This window comes from Pantoea sp. X-Soil-TKNS-1207 (assembly GCF_059730485.1).
In genome coordinates, this window is record NZ_AP035958.1 from 3,922,579 (window position 1) to 3,940,548 (window position 17,970).

The window sequence follows — 17,970 nt, forward strand, 5'->3', positions numbered from 1 at the left end:
GAGTTCATAGCGATGAAAATTATTATCCTTGGCGCCGGACAGGTCGGCGGCACTCTCGCGGAAAACCTGGTTGGCGAAAACAACGACATTACCGTGGTAGATAGCGATGCTGGGCGTTTGCGTCAGTTGCAGGACAAATTCGATCTGCGTGTGGTGCAGGGCCACGGCTCACATCCGCGTATCCTGCGTGAAGCGGGAGCGGAGGATGCCGATATGCTGGTCGCGGTGACCAGTTCTGACGAAACCAATATGATCGCCTGTCAGATTGCCTATTCCCTGTTTAATACGCCCAACCGTATTGCCCGCATCCGTGCTGCCGATTACCTGCGCGACGCAGACAAGCTGTTCATCCCGGAAGCGATCCCTATCGATCATCTGATTTCGCCTGAACAGCTGGTGATCGACAATATCTACCGCCTGATCCAGTATCCTGGCGCTTTGCAGGTGGTGAACTTTGCCGAAGGGAAAGTCAGCCTGGCGGTGGTAAAGGCTTATTATGGCGGCCCGCTGGTCGGCAATCCGCTTTCCATCCTGCGCGAGCATATGCCGCATATCGATACCCGTGTTGCCGCCATCTTTCGTCAGGATCGCCCGATTCGTCCGCAGGGTTCGACCATTGTCGAAGCGGGCGATGAGGTGTTCTTTATTGCCGCCAGCCAGCATATTCGTGCCGTAATGAGTGAGATGCAGCGGCTGGAAAAACCCTACAAACGCATCATGCTGGTCGGTGGCGGTAATATCGGCTTTGGCCTGGCGCAGCGTCTGGAAAAGCAGTACAGCGTGAAGCTGATCGAACGCAACCCGCAGCGCGCGGCAGAGCTGGCGGAACAGTTGCAGGATACGATTGTGTTCTATGGCGATGCTTCGGATCAGGAATTGCTGGCTGAAGAGCATGTCGATCAAATCGATCTGTTTATTGCCGTCACCAATGATGATGAAGCCAACATCATGTCCGCCATGCTGGCAAAGAAAATGGGTGCCAAGAAAGTGATGGTGCTGATCCAGCGCCGCGCCTATGTCGATCTGGTGCAGGGCAGCGTGATCGATATTGCTATTTCACCGCAGCAGGCCACCATTTCTGCGCTGCTGGGACATGTGCGTAAAGCGGATATTGTGGGTGTTTCGTCCTTACGTCGCGGTATTGCCGAAGCGATCGAGGCGATCGCTCACGGCGAAGAAACCACGTCACGCGTAGTCGGGCGTCTGATTGAAGATATCAAACTGCCGCCAGGCACCATTATCGGGGCGGTAGTGCGCGGTGACGACGTGATCATCGCCAATGATAATGTGCGCGTCGAACAGGGCGATCATGTGATTATGTTCCTGACGGATAAGAAGTTTGTGCCCGATGTCGAACGCCTGTTCCAGCCTAGTCCTTTCTTCCTGTAATCGCTGCGGGCAGCAGCCGTTGCCCGCCGTGATAATCTAACTTAATCCCTTGTTGTAATGGCAATTGCAGAAAGGTTTGTTAGACTTTAGGCATTGGCCAAGGCAAGGAGATAACAATGAGTTTTTTCAAAGAGTTTCGTGATTTTGCGATGCGCGGCAACGTGGTTGACCTCGCAGTTGGTGTGATTATCGGTGCGGCATTTGGCAAGATTGTTTCATCACTGGTTGCCAATATCATTATGCCGCCATTGGGTTTGCTGATTGGCGGGGTCGATTTCAAGCAGTTCAGGTGGATACTTAAACCCGCGGAAGGCACTGTACCTGCGGTGGTAATGGAATACGGCGTCTTTATTCAGAGCATCTTTGATTTCGTTATCGTGGCTTTTGCCATTTTTATCGCCATCAAATTAATGAACAAGCTGTATAAGAAGAAAGAAGTGGAGAAAGCGGATCCGAAACCTACCAACGAAGAGATATTACTGACGGAAATTCGTGACCTGCTGAAGCAACAAAACACTAAAATCTGATTAAAAGAGCCGCCTTATTAAGGCGGTTTTTTTTGCTTAAAACCAGAAGGCCAGTGGTAAACCGCTTTGTTTACCACTGGCCTCCCAGTTACCACCCTTGCCATGTTTATCTTTACGCCGGTAGCTACCTTTCCCTTTCTGATTTTGCTCAACACGCTGACGAAATAGCGGATCGTGCAACAGGGCCTCAAGGGCGTTGTCTTTAATCTGACCTTTTTGGTGCTGATAACGACTCATAGTTCCTCCGATAAATGATTGCGCAACTATAGGCTTTTGCGACATAAATTCAATCCTTACCACAACAGATTTCCGGATGTGGTTCTTCCCCCTTCTCCAGCGCTTCGAGTATTGAGCAACAGGCACTGCTGTGTAAATCTCCACAACAGGTTTCTGCTAATCGTTGCAGCGAACGCTCGATAGTTTGTAGCTCGGCGATCATGGTGCTGACTTCATTGAGGCGTTTTGCCACGATGGCTTTCGATTCCTGGCAGGTGTGATGTTCTGGATCGATACGGATCGACAGCAAGCCGCGAATGGAATCAAGACTAAATCCCAGCTGACGTCCATAACGAATAAAGCGCAGACGCTGCAAATCCTCATCGCTATATAAGCGAAAACCACCTTCAGTGCGAACTTCGTGATCCATCATTTGCTGCTTTTCATAAAAGCGGATGGTATCGGGAGTGACATCCGCCATTTTTGCCAGCTGACCAATACGGTACATATTATTTCTCCTGCGCCAGTCGCTGTTTGATGGCATCACTATAGTCGCCACGCAGAAACGCAGTACTCATCCCCGCCTGGCGCAATTTCAGTTCCAGCAAACTTAGCCGCTTTGATAACTCTCTGGCCTGATGATCCGCAGGATCCAGCTCACGCAACAGATCCTGCACCTGTAACGCTTCACGGCGCAGTTCCAGTTCGGGGGGCAAAAATCCGGCATTTTTTAATAGCCGATATCCGGTGCGAAGTTCTTCAGGCACACCGCTATCATCATCGAGTTTGAGGGGAGCGCCCTCGCCCGGCAGGTTGCTGAGTTCGCCTTTTTCCTGAGCAGCGCGGATGTGCTGTTCAACAAGTTGGTCAATGAGCCACATAAATCGCTCCTGATAAGGATTACAGCCATCAGCATAGCGAAAGGGGAGGAAATGGGAAGAAATGACAGGCAATAAAAAACCCGCCGAAGCGGGTTTTTTACGTTACTGCAAATTACTCTGCAGCAGCTTCTGCTTGAGCTTCTGGACGATCAACCAGCTCGATGTAAGCCATCGGAGCGTTGTCACCAGCACGGAAGCCACACTTCAGAATACGAGTGTAACCACCGGCACGGCTCGCGAAACGCGGGCCCAGCTCGTTAAACAGTTTTGCCACGATCTCGTTATCACGAGTGCGGGCGAATGCCAGACGACGATTAGCTACGCTGTCGGTCTTGGCAAGAGTAATCAGCGGCTCAACTACGCGACGCAGCTCTTTGGCTTTCGGCAGAGTCGTCTTAATGATCTCATGACGAACCAGAGAACCGGCCATGTTGCGGAACATAGCCTGACGATGGCTGCTGTTGCGGTTCAGTTGACGACCACTCTTACGATGGCGCATGACCTTATCCTTCTCAGTGAAACCTTAACCTGTGATCGGGTTATTCATCAGCGATGCTTGCCGGCGGCCAGTTTTCCAGGCGCATGCCCAGAGACAGACCACGTGAGGCGAGCACGTCTTTAATCTCGGTAAGAGATTTTTTACCCAGGTTAGGCGTTTTGAGCAGCTCAACCTCGGTACGCTGTACCAGATCACCGATGTAGTGGATAGCTTCTGCCTTAAGGCAGTTAGCAGAGCGGACAGTCAATTCCAGATCGTCAACAGGGCGCAGCAGGATCGGATCGAATTCTGGTTTCTCTTCTTTCACTTCCGGCTGACGTACATCACGTAAGTCAACGAAAGCTTCCAGTTGTTCTGCCAGGATGGTTGCCGCACGACGAATCGCCTCTTCAGGATCGATTGTGCCGTTGGTTTCCATTTCGATGACCAGCTTGTCCAGGTCGGTGCGCTGTTCAACGCGAGCTGCTTCAACATTGTAGGCGATACGGTCTACAGGGCTGTAGCAAGCGTCTACTAACAGACGGCCGATTGGGCGCTCATCTTCTTCCGAATGAATTCGGGCAGAAGCCGGCACATAACCACGACCACGCTGAACTTTGATACGCATACTAATAGATGCGTTTTCATCGGTCAGATGGCAGATCACATGCTGCGGCTTGACGATTTCGACATCACCGTCGTGGGTAATGTCGGCTGCAGTCACAGGGCCAATGCCAGATTTATTCAAGGTCAGAATGACTTCATCTTTACCCTGAACTCTTACCGCCAGCCCTTTCAGGTTAAGCAGGATTTCCAGGATATCTTCCTGTACGCCCTCTTTGGTGGAGTACTCGTGGAGCACGCCATCAATCTCAACCTCGGTCACCGCGCAACCCGGCATGGAAGAAAGCAGAATACGGCGCAGTGCGTTGCCAAGAGTATGGCCAAAGCCACGCTCTAACGGCTCAAGGGTCACCTTGGCGTGCGTCGAACTCACTTGCTCGATATCTACCAGGCGCGGTTTTAGAAACTCTGTCACAGAACCCTGCATTGTGTCCTCTCTTTGGTACTAAGCTTTACTTGGAGTAAAGCTCGACGATCAGGTGTTCGTTAATGTCCGCAGACAGATCGGTACGCTCAGGAATACGCTTGAACACACCTTCCATCTTAGTCGCATCAACTTCCAGCCAGGTTGGCTTTTCACGCTGCTCAGCCAGCTCCAGAGCGGCCTTCACGCGAGATTGCTTTTTGGCTTTCTCACGGATGCTTACGACATCATTCGGAGATACCTGATAAGAAGCGATGTTAACAACGCGGCCGTTTACCAGGATAGATTTGTGGCTAACCAGCTGACGTGCTTCTGCACGAGTGGCACCAAAACCCATACGATAAACTACGTTATCCAGACGACCTTCCAGCAGAGCTAACAGGTTTTCACCGGTGTTGCCTTTCAGACGCGCTGCTTCTTTATAGTAGTTACGGAACTGACGCTCCAGCACGCCGTAGATACGACGAACTTTCTGCTTTTCACGTAACTGACCGCCGTAATCAGACAGACGCGGTTTACGCGCACCATGCTGACCAGGGGCTTGTTCAATTTTGCACTTGGAATCGATCGCGCGAACACCAGACTTAAGGAATAAGTCAGTGCCCTCACGACGGCTCAGCTTGAGCTTAGGACCCAAATATCTTGCCATTTTCTTTCTCCAACTATCCTAAAAACGAAGCGTTATACGCGACGTTTTTTCGGCGGACGACAACCGTTGTGAGGGATCGGAGTCACATCAGTAATATTAGTGATGCGGAAACCAGCGGCGTTCAGAGCACGAATAGTAGATTCGCGACCCGGACCCGGACCCTTAACCATAACTTCCAGGTTCTTAATACCGTAATCTTTCACGGCTTCTGCGCAGCGCTCTGCAGCGACCTGAGCAGCAAACGGAGTAGATTTACGTGAACCGCGGAAACCGGAACCACCGGCGGTTGCCCAACCCAGTGCGTTACCCTGACGATCAGTAATGGTAACGATGGTGTTGTTAAAAGAAGCATGGACGTGAGCCACGCCATCTGAGACTTGCTTTCTTACACGCTTACGTGCACGAACTGGTGCCTTTGCCATTATTTACTCACCCCGATTATTTCTTGATCGGTTTACGCGGACCCTTACGGGTACGTGCGTTGGTCTTAGTACGCTGACCGCGAACTGGCAGACCACGACGATGGCGCAAACCACGGTAGCAACCAAGGTCCATCAGACGCTTGATGCTCAGGGTGATTTCACGGCGCAGATCACCTTCTACAACGAATTTCGCAACTGCATCACGCAGCTGATCAATTTGTTCTTCAGACAGCTCACTGATCTTAACATTTTCAGCGATACCCGTTTCAGCACAGATGGCTTTAGAACGAGTTTTGCCGATACCGAAAATCGAAGTTAATGCGATAACGGTGTGTTTTTGATCAGGAATGTTAATGCCTGCTATACGGGCCACTATGCACTCCTATAATTAAATAAATGCGAACCATGCTGAAAAGCCCGTTTTCAGGATACTCAAATGGAAACGCATCGACATACAAAAGATTGGCTGGCTAATCTAGCCAGCTCAACCCGACTTTGCAAGAAAAATATGTGAGAAAATCAGCCCTGGCGCTGTTTATGCTTAGGCTCGGCGCTGCAGATCACACGTACGACACCGTCGCGACGAATGATTTTGCAGTTACGACATAATTTCTTGACGGAAGCACGAACTTTCATTTTTACTCTCCGTAACTTCTCAAGCGCCTGAATTAACGGCCGTAGCCTTTCAGGTTTGCTTTCTTCAATGCAGACTCGTACTGACTGGACATCATCAGAGTTTGCACTTGAGCCATAAAGTCCATGATGACGACCACTACGATCAGCAGCGATGTGCCACCGAAGTAGAAGGGAACCTTCATGGCATCACGCATGAACTCCGGGATCAGGCAGATAAAAGTAATATACAGCGCGCCGATTAAGGTCAGGCGTGTCATCACTTTATCAATATACTTCGCCGTTTGTTCTCCCGGACGAATTCCCGGTACGAATGCACCAGACTTCTTCAGGTTATCTGCTGTTTCACGCGGGTTGAAAACCAACGCCGTGTAGAAGAAACAGAAGAAGATGATTGCAGTCGCATAGAGTAGCACATAAAGCGGCTGTCCTGGCTGCAAATACAGCGAAATTGTTGTCAGCCAGTTCCAACCGGTACCGCCCCCGAACCAGGATGCTATCGTCGCCGGGAACAGGATAATGCTGGAAGCGAAGATTGCCGGGATAACCCCTGCCATATTCACTTTCAACGGTAAATGTGTGCTCTGTGCAGCATATACACGACGACCTTGCTGACGCTTAGCGTAGTTCACGACGATACGGCGCTGACCACGTTCCACGAAAATAACAAAGAAGGTCACTGCAAATACAAGAACTGCAACCAACAGCAACAGGAGGAAGTGCAGGTCACCTTGCCGCGCTTGCTCGATGGTATGGCCAATGGCCGGCGGGAGACCCGCAACAATACCAGCGAAGATAATGATCGAGATACCGTTACCGATACCACGTTCAGTAATCTGTTCGCCCAGCCACATAAGGAACATAGTCCCGGTGACCAGACTTACAACAGCGGTAAAGTAGAAAGCAAAACCTGGATTAATTACCAGGCCTTGCATTCCAGGCATATTCGGCAGACCGGTAGCAATACCGATCGACTGGAATACGGCCAAAACCAGCGTGCCATAACGGGTATACTGGCTAATCTTACGACGGCCAGCCTCCCCTTCTTTCTTAATCTCCGCTAACGCTGGATGAACCACCGTCAGCAGCTGGATAATAATAGAGGCCGAAATATACGGCATAATACCCAGTGCGAAGATCGAGGCACGACTGAGGGCACCACCAGAGAACATGTTAAACATTTCAATGATGGTGCCACGCTGTTGCTCAAGCAGTTTGGCAAGTACAGTGGCATCGATACCGGGGATCGGAATAAAAGAGCCAATACGGAAGACAATCAGTGCACCGATTACAAACAGCAGTCTGCGCTTCAGTTCACCAAAGCCCCCTTTGGCACTTTGAAAATCTAATCCCGGTTGCTTTGCCATCTGCTACTTATTCCTCGATTTTACCGCCAGCAGCTTCGATTGCAGCACGAGCACCTTTGGTGACACGCAGACCGCGAACCGTTACCGGTGCAGAAACTTCACCAGACAGAATCACTTTCGCGAATTCAATCTGAACACCGATGATGTTTGCTGCTTTCAGCGTATTCAGGTCAACAATACCGCCTTCAACTTTCGCCAGGTCAGACAGACGAACTTCTGCAGTGACCATTGCTTTGCGAGAGGTGAAACCGAATTTCGGCAGACGACGGTACAGAGGCATCTGACCACCCTCGAAACCACGACGTACGCCACCGCCAGAACGAGACTTCTGACCTTTGTGACCACGACCGCCGGTTTTACCGAGGCCAGAACCGATACCACGACCCAGACGCTTAGAAGCGTGTTTAGACCCTTCGGCCGGAGACAGAGTGTTTAAACGCATCTCTTACTCCTCCACTTTCAGCATGTAGGAAATCGCGTTGATCATACCGCGTACAGCAGGCGTGTCTTCACGCTCAACGGTGTGACCAATACGACGCAGACCCAGGCCAACCAGAGTGGCTTTATGCTTAGGCAGGCGGCCGATTGAGCTACGGGTTTGTGTAATTTTAATAGTCTTCGCCATGGTGATTACCCCAGAATTTCTTCAACGGATTTACCACGCTTGGCAGCGACCATTTCCGGAGATTTCATATTGCCCAGGCCGTCGATAGTTGCACGAACCACGTTGATCGGGTTGGTGGAACCATAGGCTTTAGCCAGAACGTTATGAACTCCAGCGACTTCCAGAACGGCGCGCATTGCACCACCGGCGATGATACCGGTACCTTCAGAAGCCGGCTGCATGAACACACGAGAACCCGTGTGAGCACCTTTAACCGGGTGCTGCAGGGTGCCGTGAGTCAGCGCGACATTAATCATGTTGCGACGGGCTTTTTCCATCGCTTTCTGGATCGCTGCTGGAACTTCACGCGCTTTACCGTAACCAAAACCTACGCGACCGTTACCGTCACCTACCACAGTCAGTGCTGTGAAGGAGAAAATACGACCACCTTTAACAGTTTTAGATACACGGTTTACCGCGATCAGTTTTTCCTGCAGTTCGCCAGCTTGTTTCTCGATGTGTGCCATCTTAGACCTCTACCTTAGAACTGAAGGCCAGCTTCACGAGCAGCATCTGCCAGTGCCTGGACGCGACCATGATATTGGAAACCGGAACGGTCGAAAGAAACATCTTTGATGCCTTTTTCGATAGCGCGCTCAGCCAGAGCTTTACCTACAGCTGCAGCGGCGTCTTTGTTACCGGTATACTTCAGTTGTTCAGCGATAGCTTTTTCTACAGTAGAAGCAGCAACCAGAACTTCGGAACCGTTCGGGGCGATTACCTGTGCGTAAATGTGACGCGGGGTACGATGTACCACCAGGCGAGTAGCACCCAGCTCTTTGAGCTTGCGACGTGCACGGGTCGCACGACGGATACGAGCAGATTTCTTATCCATAGTGTTACCTTACTTCTTCTTAGCCTCTTTGGTACGCACGACTTCGTCGGCGTAACGAACACCCTTGCCTTTGTAAGGCTCAGGACGACGGTAGGCGCGCAGATCAGCTGCAACCTGGCCGATCAACTGTTTATCAGCGCCTTTCAGCACGATTTCAGTCTGAGTCGGACATTCAGCAGTGATGCCGGCCGGCAGTGCATGGTCAACAGGGTGAGAGAAGCCCAGGGCCAGACTCACAGAGTTGCCTTTTACAGCTGCACGATAACCAACACCAACCAGTTGCAGCTTCTTGGTGAAGCCTTCGGTAACACCAATAACCATGCCGTTCAGCAGCGCACGGGCAGTACCTGCCTGTGCCCAACCATCCGCATAACCTTCGCGCGGAGCGAAAGTCAGGGCGTTGTCTGCATGCTTAACTTCAACAGCATTGTTGATAGTACGAGTCAGCTCGCCGTTTTTACCTTTGATCGAAACTTCCTGACCGTTGAGTTTTACCTCTACGCCGGCAGGAACAACGACAGGTGCTTTTGCAACACGAGACATGTTTTCCTCCGATTACGCTACGTAGCAGATAATTTCGCCACCAAGACCAGCCTGGCGCGCTGCACGATCAGTCATAACACCTTTAGATGTAGAAATTACAGCGATGCCCAGACCAGCCATTACTTTTGGCAGCTCATCTTTTTTCTTATAGATGCGCAGACCTGGACGGCTAACACGCTGAATGTTTTCTACAACAGCTTTACCCTGGAAATACTTAAGAGTCAGTTCCAGTTCCGGCTTGATGTCGCCTTCGATTTTAAAATCTTGAATATAACCTTCTTCCTTCAGCACGTTGGCAATTGCCACTTTCAGCTTGGAGGAAGGCATAGAGACCGCAACTTTGTTCGCGGCCTGACCGTTACGGATACGGGTCAGCATATCCGCGATCGGATCTTGCATGCTCATCTGTGTTACTCCCGTGATTCAAATGGTGACAATTACCAGCTAGCCTTTTTCAGACCCGGGATTTCACCGCGCATTGCGGCTTCACGGACCTTGATACGGCTCAACCCAAACTTCCGCAGGAAACCATGCGGACGACCTGTTTGACGGCAGCGGTTACGCTGACGGGAAGGGCTGGAATCACGCGGCAGACTCTGCAGCTTGAGAACGGCATCCCAACGGTCTTCGTCAGAAGCGTTCACATCAGAGATGATCGCTTTCAATTCAGCGCGTTTTGCGAAGAATTTATCTGCTAATTTCACACGCTTAACTTCGCGTGCTTTCATAGATTGCTTAGCCATGAAGTAACCCTACCTTACTTGCGGAACGGGAAGTCAAAGGCAGCCAGCAGAGCACGGCCTTCATCATCAGATTTCGCAGTAGTGGTAATGGTAATATCCAAACCACGAACGCGATCGACTTTGTCGTAGTCGATTTCTGGGAAGATGATCTGCTCACGAACGCCCATGCTGTAGTTTCCACGACCGTCGAAAGACTTCGCAGACAAGCCACGGAAGTCACGGATACGCGGTACAGCAATAGTGATCAGACGCTCAAAGAACTCCCACATGCGCTCGCCGCGCAGAGTTACTTTACAGCCGATCGGATAGCCCTGACGGATTTTGAAGCCTGCAACTGATTTGCGTGCTTTGGTGATCAGCGGTTTTTGACCGGAGATTGCTGCCAGGTCAGCTGCTGCGTTATCCAGCAGTTTCTTGTCAGCGATCGCTTCACCAACACCCATGTTCAGGGTGATCTTCTCGACCCGAGGGACTTGCATGACAGAATTGTAGCCGAACTCAGTCATGAGTTTCTGGACTACTTCGTCTTTGTAGTAATCATGCAGTTTCGCCATCGTACTACTCCAAATTACTTGATAGTTTCGCTATTAGACTTGAAGAAACGGACTTTTTTGCCGTCTTCGAATCTAAAGCCTACACGGTCAGCCTTGCCGGTTGCCGCATTGAAGATTGCAACGTTAGAAACCTGAATAGCGGCTTCTTTTTCAACGATGCCACCCGGTTGGTTCAGAGCCGGAACCGGCTTCTGGTGTTTCTTAACCAGGTTGATACCTTCAACGATGACCTTACCAGAAGTCAGGACATTCTTTACTTTACCGCGCTTACCTTTATCTTTACCGGTCAACACGATAACTTCGTCGTTACGACGGATTTTCGCTGCCATTGCTCGCTCCTTAGAGTACTTCTGGTGCCAGAGAGATAATTTTCATGAACTTTTCAGTACGAAGTTCACGAGTTACCGGCCCAAAAATACGCGTTCCGATAGGCTGCTCTGAGTTATTGTTTAAAATAACGCAAGAGTTGCCATCGAAGCGAATGACAGAACCGTCCGGGCGACGAACACCCTTCTTGGTGCGCACCACTACCGCCTTCAGGACATCACCTTTTTTCACCTTACCACGCGGAATTGCTTCCTTGATGGTAACTTTGATGATATCGCCGACGCCTGCGTAGCGACGGTGCGAGCCACCCAGAACCTTGATACACATTACGCGACGTGCACCGGAGTTGTCGGCGACGTTCAGCATAGTCTGTTCTTGGATCATTTTAGTGCTCCGCTAATGTCAACTACTACTTCGGGACCCAAACCTCAGGTCGTTAAAAAGCCCCATAATTGAGGGCGCGGCATTATAACACCGGTTCTCGCAGATGGGTAGAAAAAATGAACGGCTCTGGCGAGCCGTTCATTTTGTTTTTAGAGGAAGAGGATTCTATTACAGAACCGCTTTCTCTACAACGCGAACCAGAGTCCAGGACTTAGTCTTGGACAGCGGACGGCATTCGCGGATTTCAACCACGTCGCCGATACCGCATTCGTTGTTCTCGTCATGGATGTGCAGCTTAGTCGTACGTTTAATGAATTTACCGTAGATCGGGTGCTTCACGAAACGCTCGATAGCAACAACTGCAGATTTCTGCATTTTGTCACTAATAACACGACCTTGCAGAGTACGGATTTTATCGGTCATTACGAACCCGCCTTCTCAGTCAGTAAAGTCTTAACACGTGCAACATCACGGCGCACATTCTTCAACAGATGAGTCTGTTGCAGTTGGCCAGATGCTGCCTGCATGCGCAGGTTAAATTGCTCACGCAGCAGGTTAAGCAGCTCAGCGTTCAGCTCTTCAACGCTTTTTTCACGCAGCTCAGTTGCTTTCATTACATCACCGTCTTAGTTACAAAGGTGGTTTTGATAGGCAGTTTTGCTGCTGCCAGCTTGAATGCTTCACGGGCCAGCTCTTCCGGTACGCCGTCCATTTCATACAGGACTTTACCAGGCTGGATCAGGGCAACCCAATACTCCACGTTACCCTTACCTTTACCCATACGCACTTCCAGCGGCTTCTCGGTGATCGGTTTGTCCGGGAATACACGGATCCAGATCTTACCTTGACGCTTAACTGCACGGGTCATAGCACGACGTGCTGCTTCGATCTGACGTGCAGTCAGACGACCACGGCCAACAGCTTTCAGACCGAAAGTACCGAAGCTAACATCCGTACCCTGCGCCAGACCGCGGTTACGGCCTTTGTGCACTTTACGGAATTTTGTACGCTTTGGTTGTAACATCAGCGACTCTCCTTACTTACGGCCTTTACGCTGCTGCTTTTTAGGTTGAGCAGCCGGTTCCGGTTGTTCAACAGCAGCCATACCACCCAGGATCTCACCTTTGAAGATCCATACCTTAACGCCGATTACACCATAAGTGGTGTGCGCTTCAGAGGTGTTGTAGTCAATGTCAGCACGCAGAGTGTGCAACGGTACGCGACCCTCGCGGTACCATTCGGTACGTGCGATTTCCGCGCCGCCCAGACGGCCGCTAACTTCAACTTTGATACCTTTCGCGCCCAGACGCATGGCGTTCTGTACCGCACGCTTCATAGCACGACGGAACATCACACGACGCTCCAGCTGTGAAGTGATGCTGTCAGCTACCAGTTTCGCGTCCAGTTCCGGTTTACGGACTTCGGCGATGTTGATCTGTGCAGGAACGCCAGCGATGTTCGCGACGACCGTGCGCAGTTTTTCAACGTCTTCACCTTTCTTACCGATAACGATACCCGGGCGAGCGGTGTGAATGGTCACACGGATGCTCTTAGCCGGACGCTCGATAACGATACGAGATACAGACGCTTTAGCCAGTTCTTTAGTCAGGAACTGACGTACTTTAAAATCGCTGTCCAGGTTGTCAGCGAATTCTTTGGTGTTCGCAAACCAGGTAGAGTTCCATGGTTTTACAATACCCAGGCGAATACCATTAGGATGTACTTTCTGACCCATTGCTAGTCTCCAGAGTCTCAGCGATCGGACACAACCACAGTAATGTGGCTGGTGCGCTTCAGGATGCGATCTGCACGACCTTTCGCACGCGGCATAATGCGCTTCATGCTTGGGCCTTCATCTACGAAAATTTTCGCGACTTTCAGATCGTCGATATCAGCGCCATCGTTGTGTTCGGCGTTAGCAATGGCAGATTCCAGGACTTTCTTAACCAACACAGCAGCTTTCTTGTTGGTGTAAGTCAGAATATCCAGAGCCTGCGACACTTTCTTACCGCGAATCAGGTCAGCAACAAGGCGAACCTTCTGAGCAGAAGAACGAGCATGGCGATGTTGAGCAATAGTTTCCATCTCTTCCTCCTACTTATTTCTTCTTGGCTTTCTTATCAGCAGCGTGGCCGCGATAAGTACGTGTCGGTGCAAATTCACCCAGCTTGTGGCCGACCATTTCGTCGGAAACAAAGACAGGAACGTGCTGACGACCATTATGGACAGCGATGGTCAAACCGATCATGTTAGGGAAGATCGTTGAACGACGGGACCAGGTGCGCAGGGGCTTCTTGTCTCCGCTTTCCACCGCTTTCTCTACCTTCTTCAGCAAGTGCAGGTCAATAAAAGGACCTTTCTTGAGAGAACGTGGCATGGCTTATCCTCTAAAATTATTTGCTACGGCGACGTACGATAAATTTATCAGTACGCTTGTTGCTACGGGTCTTCTTACCTTTGGTCTGAACGCCCCACGGAGTTACCGGGTGCTTACCAAAGTTACGACCTTCACCACCACCGTGCGGGTGATCGACTGGGTTCATCGCAGTACCGCGAACGGTAGGACGAACACCACGCCAACGGGTTGCACCGGCTTTACCCAGAACGCGCAGCATGTGCTCAGCGTTACCGACTTCGCCCAGAGTTGCGCGGCAGTCAGCTTCGACTTTACGCATTTCACCTGAACGCAGACGCAGGGTAACGTAGGAACCTTCACGCGCAACGATCTGCACGTAAGTACCAGCAGAGCGAGCAATCTGACCGCCTTTGCCTGGTTTCATTTCTACGTTGTGAACGGTAGAACCCACCGGGATGTTACGCATCGGCAGGGTGTTACCCGCTTTGATCGCAGCATCAACGCCAGACTGAACCTGGTCGCCGGCTTTCAGGCCTTTAGGGGCCAGGATGTAACGGCGTTCGCCATCTTTGTACAGAACCAGTGCGATGTTCGCAGAGCGGTTCGGATCGTACTCAAGACGTTCAACAACAGCCGGGATACCATCTTTGTTGCGTTTAAAGTCAACAATACGGTAAGCCTGCTTGTGACCACCACCGATATGACGGGTAGTGATACGACCATTGTTGTTACGACCACCGGATTTGCTGTTTTTTTCCACCAACGGGGCAAAAGGTTTGCCCTTGTGCAGCTCAGGGTTGACCACTTTAACTACGTGACGACGACCCGGAGATGTCGGTTTACATTTAACAACTGCCATTGTCTTTCTCCTCCGACTTACTCAGCGCCGCCGACGAAGTCCAGATTCTGGCCTTCTTTCAGGGTGACGTAAGCTTTTTTCCAGTCGCTACGACGACCGATACGCTGTCCGTGACGCTTAACTTTACCCTTAACAACCAGGGTGTTTACGTCTTTAACTTCTACTTCGAACAGTTTCTCAACAGCAGCAACGATCTCTGCTTTGGTCGCGTCTTTAGCAACTTTGAGAACGATGGTATTGGTTTTTTCCATCGCGGTAGATGCTTTTTCAGATACGTGCGGCGCGCGCAGTACTTTCAGCAGACGTTCTTCACGGATCATGCCAGCATCTCCTCAACTTGCTTAACTGCTTCAGCAGTCATAACGACTTTGTCGAAGGCGATCAGGCTAACTGGGTCGATACCCGCTGCATCACGCACGTCAACCTTGTACAGGTTACGCGCAGCCAGGAACAGATTCTCATCCAGTTCGCCGGTGATGATCAGCACGTCTTCCAGCGCCATGTCTTTCAGTTTCTGTGCCAGCAGCTTGGTTTTCGGTGCTTCAACAGAGAACGACTCGACAACGATCAGACGGTCCTGACGTACCAGCTCGGACAGAATGCTTTTCAGCGCGCCGCGGTACATCTTTTTGTTAACTTTTTGACTGTGGTCCTGAGGACGTGCAGCGAAGGTCACGCCACCTGAACGCCAGATCGGGCTCTTGATAGAACCTGAACGCGCACGGCCGGTACCTTTCTGGCGCCACGGCTTTTTGCCTGAACCAGTTACTTCAGCACGAGTTTTCTGCGCACGAGTACCCTGACGAGCACCAGCAGCGTAGGCAACAACAACCTGGTGAACCAGCGCTTCGTTGAAATCACGACCGAAGGTAGTTTCGGAAACAGTCAGCGCGCTCTGCGCGTCTTTCAATACTAATTCCATTGCTATCCCCTTACGCCTTCACAGCCGGTTTAACGATCAGGTCGCTACCGGTCGCACCCGGAACTGCACCTTTCACCAGCAGCAGGTTGCGCTCAGCGTCAACACGTACTACTTCCAGGCTCTGAACGGTTACGCGCTCATTACCCAGCTGACCAGCCATTTTCTTGCCTTTGAACACTTTGCCCGGAGTCTGGTTCTGACCGATAGAACCCGGTACGCGGTGAGACAAGGAGTTACCGTGAGTCGCGTCCTGGGTACGGAAGTTCCAGCGCTTAACGGTACCTGCGAAACCTTTACCTTTAGAGGTACCGGTTACGTCTACTTTTTTAACGTCAGCGAAAATTTCAACACTGATGCTCTGGCCTACAGAGTATTCTTCACCTTCGGTGCGGAATTCCCACAGACCACGGCCAGCTTCAACGCCAGCTTTAGCAAAATGACCTGCTTCCGGTTTGGTCACACGGTTTGCTTTTTTAGCACCGGTGGTAACCTGGATCGCCTGGTAACCATCGTTTTCCAGACCTTTGACCTGGGTAACGCGGTTTGCTTCAATTTCAATTACGGTGACGGGGATAGAAACGCCATCTTCAGTGAAGATGCGGGTCATGCCCACTTTTTTACCGACTAAACCACTCATTGTTTCAACCTCTCAATCGCTCGATGACCTGATTAACCCAGGCTGATCTGCACGTCAACACCGGCAGCCAGATCCAGACGCATCAGAGCATCAACGGTTTTTTCAGTTGGCTCAACGATGTCTACCAGACGCTTGTGAGTGCGGATTTCGTACTGATCACGCGCATCTTTGTTAACGTGCGGAGAGATCAGAACGGTAAAACGCTCTTTGCGAGTTGGCAGCGGGATCGGACCACGTACCTGCGCACCAGTGCGCTTGGCAGTCTCAACGATTTCCGCGGTTGATTGATCGATCAGACGATGATCAAACGCTTTAAGACGGATACGGATTCTTTGGTTCTGCATGAGACCAGAGCTCCAAACATTTTATAAACGAAAAAAATTACTACCCACATCCATTACGATTGATGGAGGAGTGTAATCGTTCAGCATATAACTCCCCAATCGGGAGTATTGTCAGGCAACACATATTACTGTCACCTGCGATTCTGCTCGAATCGCGCCTGCCAATATCGGCAGGCCCGCGCATTATACGCAAATCTGTTCAGGAAGCAACCCATGATGTGTTTTTAACCAGAATAGCGCGTGGCACGAAAAGAAAAGCCCGCGGCGGGGATCACCACGCTGCGGGCTGGGAGAGAGATCGAGGGCAATATGATTAACTGCCGCCCTCGTCTTTGATTTGTGCCTGCAGGTAATTCTGGATGCCCATCTTCTGAATCAGGTCCAGTTCCGTCTCCAGGTAGTCGATATGATGTTCTTCATCTGCAAGGATTTCGATCATCATGTCGCGACTGACATAATCATGTACTTTGTCGGCATAGGCGATGGCTTCGCGTAAGTCCTTCGCCCCTTCCAGCTCCAGCGTCAGGTCAGATTGCAGCATTTCGCCGACATCTTCCCCGATACGCAACCGACCAAGATCCTGTAGGTTGGGAATCCCTTCGAGAAACAGAATGCGTTCAATGTACTTGTCCGCATGCTTCATTTCATCAATGGACTCGTGATACTCCACATCATTGAGGCGTATCAGACCCCAGTTTTTGAACATGCGTGCATGGAGAAAGTACTGGTTGATAGCAACCAACTCATTCCCCAGCAATTTGTTGAGATGATTTATGATTTTAGTATCGCCCTTCATTTTGCTTCCTCCGCTTCCAGTTAATTAGAGCGTAGATGCGGATAAAAAGAAGTCAAAAAAACGCGACAGTTTTTGTGGTTATTACGGGGAGCGAACCGACGGTCAGGCGATCTCTTTGTACAGCGGCACCTGCTGAAGTTCTTCATCCATAATTTCGCGCGCGGCACGGATGCACTTACCACACTGTTTTCCAATAGGAACCAGCTGGCGCAAATGCTGAATGGATTTGGGCTGATAGCGGCGAACAACTTCGCGGAGGGTTTTATCACTCACGGCATTACACAGACAGACGTACATTTACTGCGGACTCCAGTACAGTTTCTGATCAAAGTGTAAATGAGAATGGTTTTTATTTCAAACCTGGATTTTGTGTGGGATTAACGATGGATTGTCAGG

General features: G+C 50.7%; 35 protein-coding genes. 2 read left to right on the plus strand and 33 right to left on the minus strand.

Annotated elements, in window-relative coordinates; all coding sequences use genetic code 11:
* The first annotated feature begins 12 nt into the window (after positions 1-12).
* Both trkA and mscL read left to right on the plus strand, forming a co-directional pair.
* Positions 13-1,389 (plus strand): Trk system potassium transporter TrkA, encoded by a 1,377-nt coding sequence (trkA, locus tag AC6I8V_RS18200; RefSeq protein WP_497843599.1) that lies wholly within the window; start codon positions 13-15, stop codon positions 1,387-1,389.
* A gap of 116 nt (positions 1,390-1,505) precedes the next feature.
* Positions 1,506-1,916, plus strand: a complete 411-nt coding sequence (gene mscL, locus AC6I8V_RS18205) for a large-conductance mechanosensitive channel protein MscL (protein WP_497843600.1) — start codon at positions 1,506-1,508, stop codon at positions 1,914-1,916.
* Positions 1,917-1,952: 36 nt separating this feature from the next.
* On the opposite strand, the gene AC6I8V_RS18210 is transcribed toward mscL, so the two are convergent.
* From AC6I8V_RS18210 to bfd, 33 genes are all read right to left on the minus strand, one after another.
* Positions 1,953-2,153 (minus strand): alternative ribosome-rescue factor A, encoded by a 201-nt coding sequence (locus AC6I8V_RS18210; RefSeq protein ID WP_497845879.1) that lies wholly within the window; start codon positions 2,151-2,153, stop codon positions 1,953-1,955.
* A 49-nt stretch (positions 2,154-2,202) separates the two neighbouring features.
* Complete coding sequence (gene zntR, locus AC6I8V_RS18215; protein WP_497843601.1) at positions 2,203-2,640, minus strand: Zn(2+)-responsive transcriptional regulator; 438 nt, start codon at positions 2,638-2,640, stop codon at positions 2,203-2,205.
* A gap of 1 nt (position 2,641) precedes the next feature.
* Positions 2,642-3,013: a DnaJ family domain-containing protein gene (locus AC6I8V_RS18220; protein ID WP_497843602.1), complete on the minus strand. Its 372-nt coding sequence runs from the start codon at positions 3,011-3,013 to the stop codon at positions 2,642-2,644.
* Positions 3,014-3,125: 112 nt separating this feature from the next.
* Positions 3,126-3,512 carry a 50S ribosomal protein L17 gene (gene rplQ / locus AC6I8V_RS18225; protein WP_003850180.1) on the minus strand — a complete coding sequence of 129 codons (387 nt, stop codon included), beginning with the start codon at positions 3,510-3,512 and terminating at the stop codon, positions 3,126-3,128.
* 40 nt (positions 3,513-3,552) lie between these two features.
* Positions 3,553-4,542, minus strand: a complete 990-nt coding sequence (locus AC6I8V_RS18230) for a DNA-directed RNA polymerase subunit alpha (RefSeq protein WP_007891688.1) — start codon at positions 4,540-4,542, stop codon at positions 3,553-3,555.
* A gap of 25 nt (positions 4,543-4,567) precedes the next feature.
* Positions 4,568-5,188, minus strand: coding sequence for a 30S ribosomal protein S4 (gene rpsD, locus AC6I8V_RS18235; protein ID WP_013510754.1), 621 nt, complete (start codon positions 5,186-5,188; stop codon positions 4,568-4,570).
* A gap of 32 nt (positions 5,189-5,220) precedes the next feature.
* Entirely contained in the window at positions 5,221-5,610 is a 390-nt protein-coding gene (gene rpsK, locus AC6I8V_RS18240) for a 30S ribosomal protein S11 (protein WP_004160563.1), read from the minus strand.
* 16 nt (positions 5,611-5,626) lie between these two features.
* Entirely contained in the window at positions 5,627-5,983 is a 357-nt protein-coding gene (rpsM, locus tag AC6I8V_RS18245; RefSeq protein WP_013510755.1) for a 30S ribosomal protein S13, read from the minus strand.
* Between the two features lie 146 nt (positions 5,984-6,129).
* Entirely contained in the window at positions 6,130-6,246 is a 117-nt protein-coding gene (gene rpmJ / locus AC6I8V_RS18250) for a 50S ribosomal protein L36 (protein WP_004160566.1), read from the minus strand.
* 32 nt (positions 6,247-6,278) lie between these two features.
* Positions 6,279-7,610 (minus strand): preprotein translocase subunit SecY, encoded by a 1,332-nt coding sequence (gene secY, locus AC6I8V_RS18255; protein WP_497843603.1) that lies wholly within the window; start codon positions 7,608-7,610, stop codon positions 6,279-6,281.
* Positions 7,611-7,617: 7 nt separating this feature from the next.
* Positions 7,618-8,052 (minus strand): 50S ribosomal protein L15, encoded by a 435-nt coding sequence (rplO, locus tag AC6I8V_RS18260; RefSeq protein WP_497843604.1) that lies wholly within the window; start codon positions 8,050-8,052, stop codon positions 7,618-7,620.
* A 3-nt stretch (positions 8,053-8,055) separates the two neighbouring features.
* Positions 8,056-8,235, minus strand: a complete 180-nt coding sequence (rpmD, locus tag AC6I8V_RS18265) for a 50S ribosomal protein L30 (RefSeq protein WP_013510758.1) — start codon at positions 8,233-8,235, stop codon at positions 8,056-8,058.
* A gap of 5 nt (positions 8,236-8,240) precedes the next feature.
* Positions 8,241-8,741 (minus strand): 30S ribosomal protein S5, encoded by a 501-nt coding sequence (gene rpsE, locus AC6I8V_RS18270; protein WP_013510759.1) that lies wholly within the window; start codon positions 8,739-8,741, stop codon positions 8,241-8,243.
* 14 nt (positions 8,742-8,755) lie between these two features.
* Positions 8,756-9,109, minus strand: coding sequence for a 50S ribosomal protein L18 (rplR, locus tag AC6I8V_RS18275; protein ID WP_013510760.1), 354 nt, complete (start codon positions 9,107-9,109; stop codon positions 8,756-8,758).
* A gap of 9 nt (positions 9,110-9,118) precedes the next feature.
* Positions 9,119-9,652 (minus strand): 50S ribosomal protein L6, encoded by a 534-nt coding sequence (gene rplF, locus AC6I8V_RS18280; protein WP_497843605.1) that lies wholly within the window; start codon positions 9,650-9,652, stop codon positions 9,119-9,121.
* Positions 9,653-9,664: 12 nt separating this feature from the next.
* Positions 9,665-10,057, minus strand: a complete 393-nt coding sequence (rpsH, locus tag AC6I8V_RS18285; RefSeq protein ID WP_013510762.1) for a 30S ribosomal protein S8 — start codon at positions 10,055-10,057, stop codon at positions 9,665-9,667.
* Positions 10,058-10,089: 32 nt separating this feature from the next.
* On the minus strand, positions 10,090-10,395 hold the full coding sequence (gene rpsN / locus AC6I8V_RS18290; protein WP_006120592.1) for a 30S ribosomal protein S14: 306 nt from the start codon (positions 10,393-10,395) through the stop codon (positions 10,090-10,092).
* Between the two features lie 14 nt (positions 10,396-10,409).
* Positions 10,410-10,949: a 50S ribosomal protein L5 gene (rplE, locus tag AC6I8V_RS18295; RefSeq protein WP_013510763.1), complete on the minus strand. Its 540-nt coding sequence runs from the start codon at positions 10,947-10,949 to the stop codon at positions 10,410-10,412.
* Positions 10,950-10,963: 14 nt separating this feature from the next.
* Positions 10,964-11,278: a 50S ribosomal protein L24 gene (rplX, locus tag AC6I8V_RS18300; RefSeq protein WP_021508218.1), complete on the minus strand. Its 315-nt coding sequence runs from the start codon at positions 11,276-11,278 to the stop codon at positions 10,964-10,966.
* Positions 11,279-11,288: 10 nt separating this feature from the next.
* On the minus strand, positions 11,289-11,660 hold the full coding sequence (gene rplN / locus AC6I8V_RS18305) for a 50S ribosomal protein L14 (RefSeq protein WP_013510765.1): 372 nt from the start codon (positions 11,658-11,660) through the stop codon (positions 11,289-11,291).
* Between the two features lie 168 nt (positions 11,661-11,828).
* Positions 11,829-12,083 (minus strand): 30S ribosomal protein S17, encoded by a 255-nt coding sequence (gene rpsQ / locus AC6I8V_RS18310; RefSeq protein ID WP_497843606.1) that lies wholly within the window; start codon positions 12,081-12,083, stop codon positions 11,829-11,831.
* Entirely contained in the window at positions 12,083-12,274 is a 192-nt protein-coding gene (gene rpmC / locus AC6I8V_RS18315; RefSeq protein ID WP_013510767.1) for a 50S ribosomal protein L29, read from the minus strand. Before rpmC ends, rpsQ begins: the two co-directional genes overlap by 1 nt.
* The gene (rplP, locus tag AC6I8V_RS18320) at positions 12,274-12,684 is read right to left on the minus strand and encodes a 50S ribosomal protein L16 (protein WP_002438716.1); all 411 of its coding nucleotides are present in this window, start codon (positions 12,682-12,684) and stop codon (positions 12,274-12,276) included. The genes rpmC and rplP overlap by 1 nt, the downstream gene beginning before the upstream one ends.
* A gap of 12 nt (positions 12,685-12,696) precedes the next feature.
* Positions 12,697-13,395: a 30S ribosomal protein S3 gene (gene rpsC / locus AC6I8V_RS18325; protein WP_009087585.1), complete on the minus strand. Its 699-nt coding sequence runs from the start codon at positions 13,393-13,395 to the stop codon at positions 12,697-12,699.
* A gap of 17 nt (positions 13,396-13,412) precedes the next feature.
* Positions 13,413-13,745, minus strand: a complete 333-nt coding sequence (gene rplV, locus AC6I8V_RS18330) for a 50S ribosomal protein L22 (protein WP_007891659.1) — start codon at positions 13,743-13,745, stop codon at positions 13,413-13,415.
* 13 nt (positions 13,746-13,758) lie between these two features.
* Positions 13,759-14,037: a 30S ribosomal protein S19 gene (gene rpsS / locus AC6I8V_RS18335; RefSeq protein WP_001138115.1), complete on the minus strand. Its 279-nt coding sequence runs from the start codon at positions 14,035-14,037 to the stop codon at positions 13,759-13,761.
* A gap of 16 nt (positions 14,038-14,053) precedes the next feature.
* Positions 14,054-14,875, minus strand: coding sequence for a 50S ribosomal protein L2 (gene rplB / locus AC6I8V_RS18340; RefSeq protein ID WP_497843607.1), 822 nt, complete (start codon positions 14,873-14,875; stop codon positions 14,054-14,056).
* A 17-nt stretch (positions 14,876-14,892) separates the two neighbouring features.
* On the minus strand, positions 14,893-15,195 hold the full coding sequence (rplW, locus tag AC6I8V_RS18345) for a 50S ribosomal protein L23 (protein ID WP_010618574.1): 303 nt from the start codon (positions 15,193-15,195) through the stop codon (positions 14,893-14,895).
* On the minus strand, positions 15,192-15,797 hold the full coding sequence (gene rplD, locus AC6I8V_RS18350; protein ID WP_013510769.1) for a 50S ribosomal protein L4: 606 nt from the start codon (positions 15,795-15,797) through the stop codon (positions 15,192-15,194). The genes rplW and rplD overlap by 4 nt, the downstream gene beginning before the upstream one ends.
* Before the next feature lie 10 nt (positions 15,798-15,807).
* Positions 15,808-16,434: a 50S ribosomal protein L3 gene (gene rplC, locus AC6I8V_RS18355; protein ID WP_497843608.1), complete on the minus strand. Its 627-nt coding sequence runs from the start codon at positions 16,432-16,434 to the stop codon at positions 15,808-15,810.
* 32 nt (positions 16,435-16,466) lie between these two features.
* A complete protein-coding gene (gene rpsJ, locus AC6I8V_RS18360) occupies positions 16,467-16,778 on the minus strand; it encodes a 30S ribosomal protein S10 (protein WP_001181005.1) in 312 nt (103 codons plus the stop codon).
* A gap of 313 nt (positions 16,779-17,091) precedes the next feature.
* A complete protein-coding gene (gene bfr / locus AC6I8V_RS18365) occupies positions 17,092-17,574 on the minus strand; it encodes a bacterioferritin (RefSeq protein ID WP_497843609.1) in 483 nt (160 codons plus the stop codon).
* Positions 17,575-17,676: 102 nt separating this feature from the next.
* Positions 17,677-17,871 (minus strand): bacterioferritin-associated ferredoxin, encoded by a 195-nt coding sequence (gene bfd / locus AC6I8V_RS18370; protein WP_497843610.1) that lies wholly within the window; start codon positions 17,869-17,871, stop codon positions 17,677-17,679.
* Between the last annotated feature and the right edge of the window lie 99 nt (positions 17,872-17,970).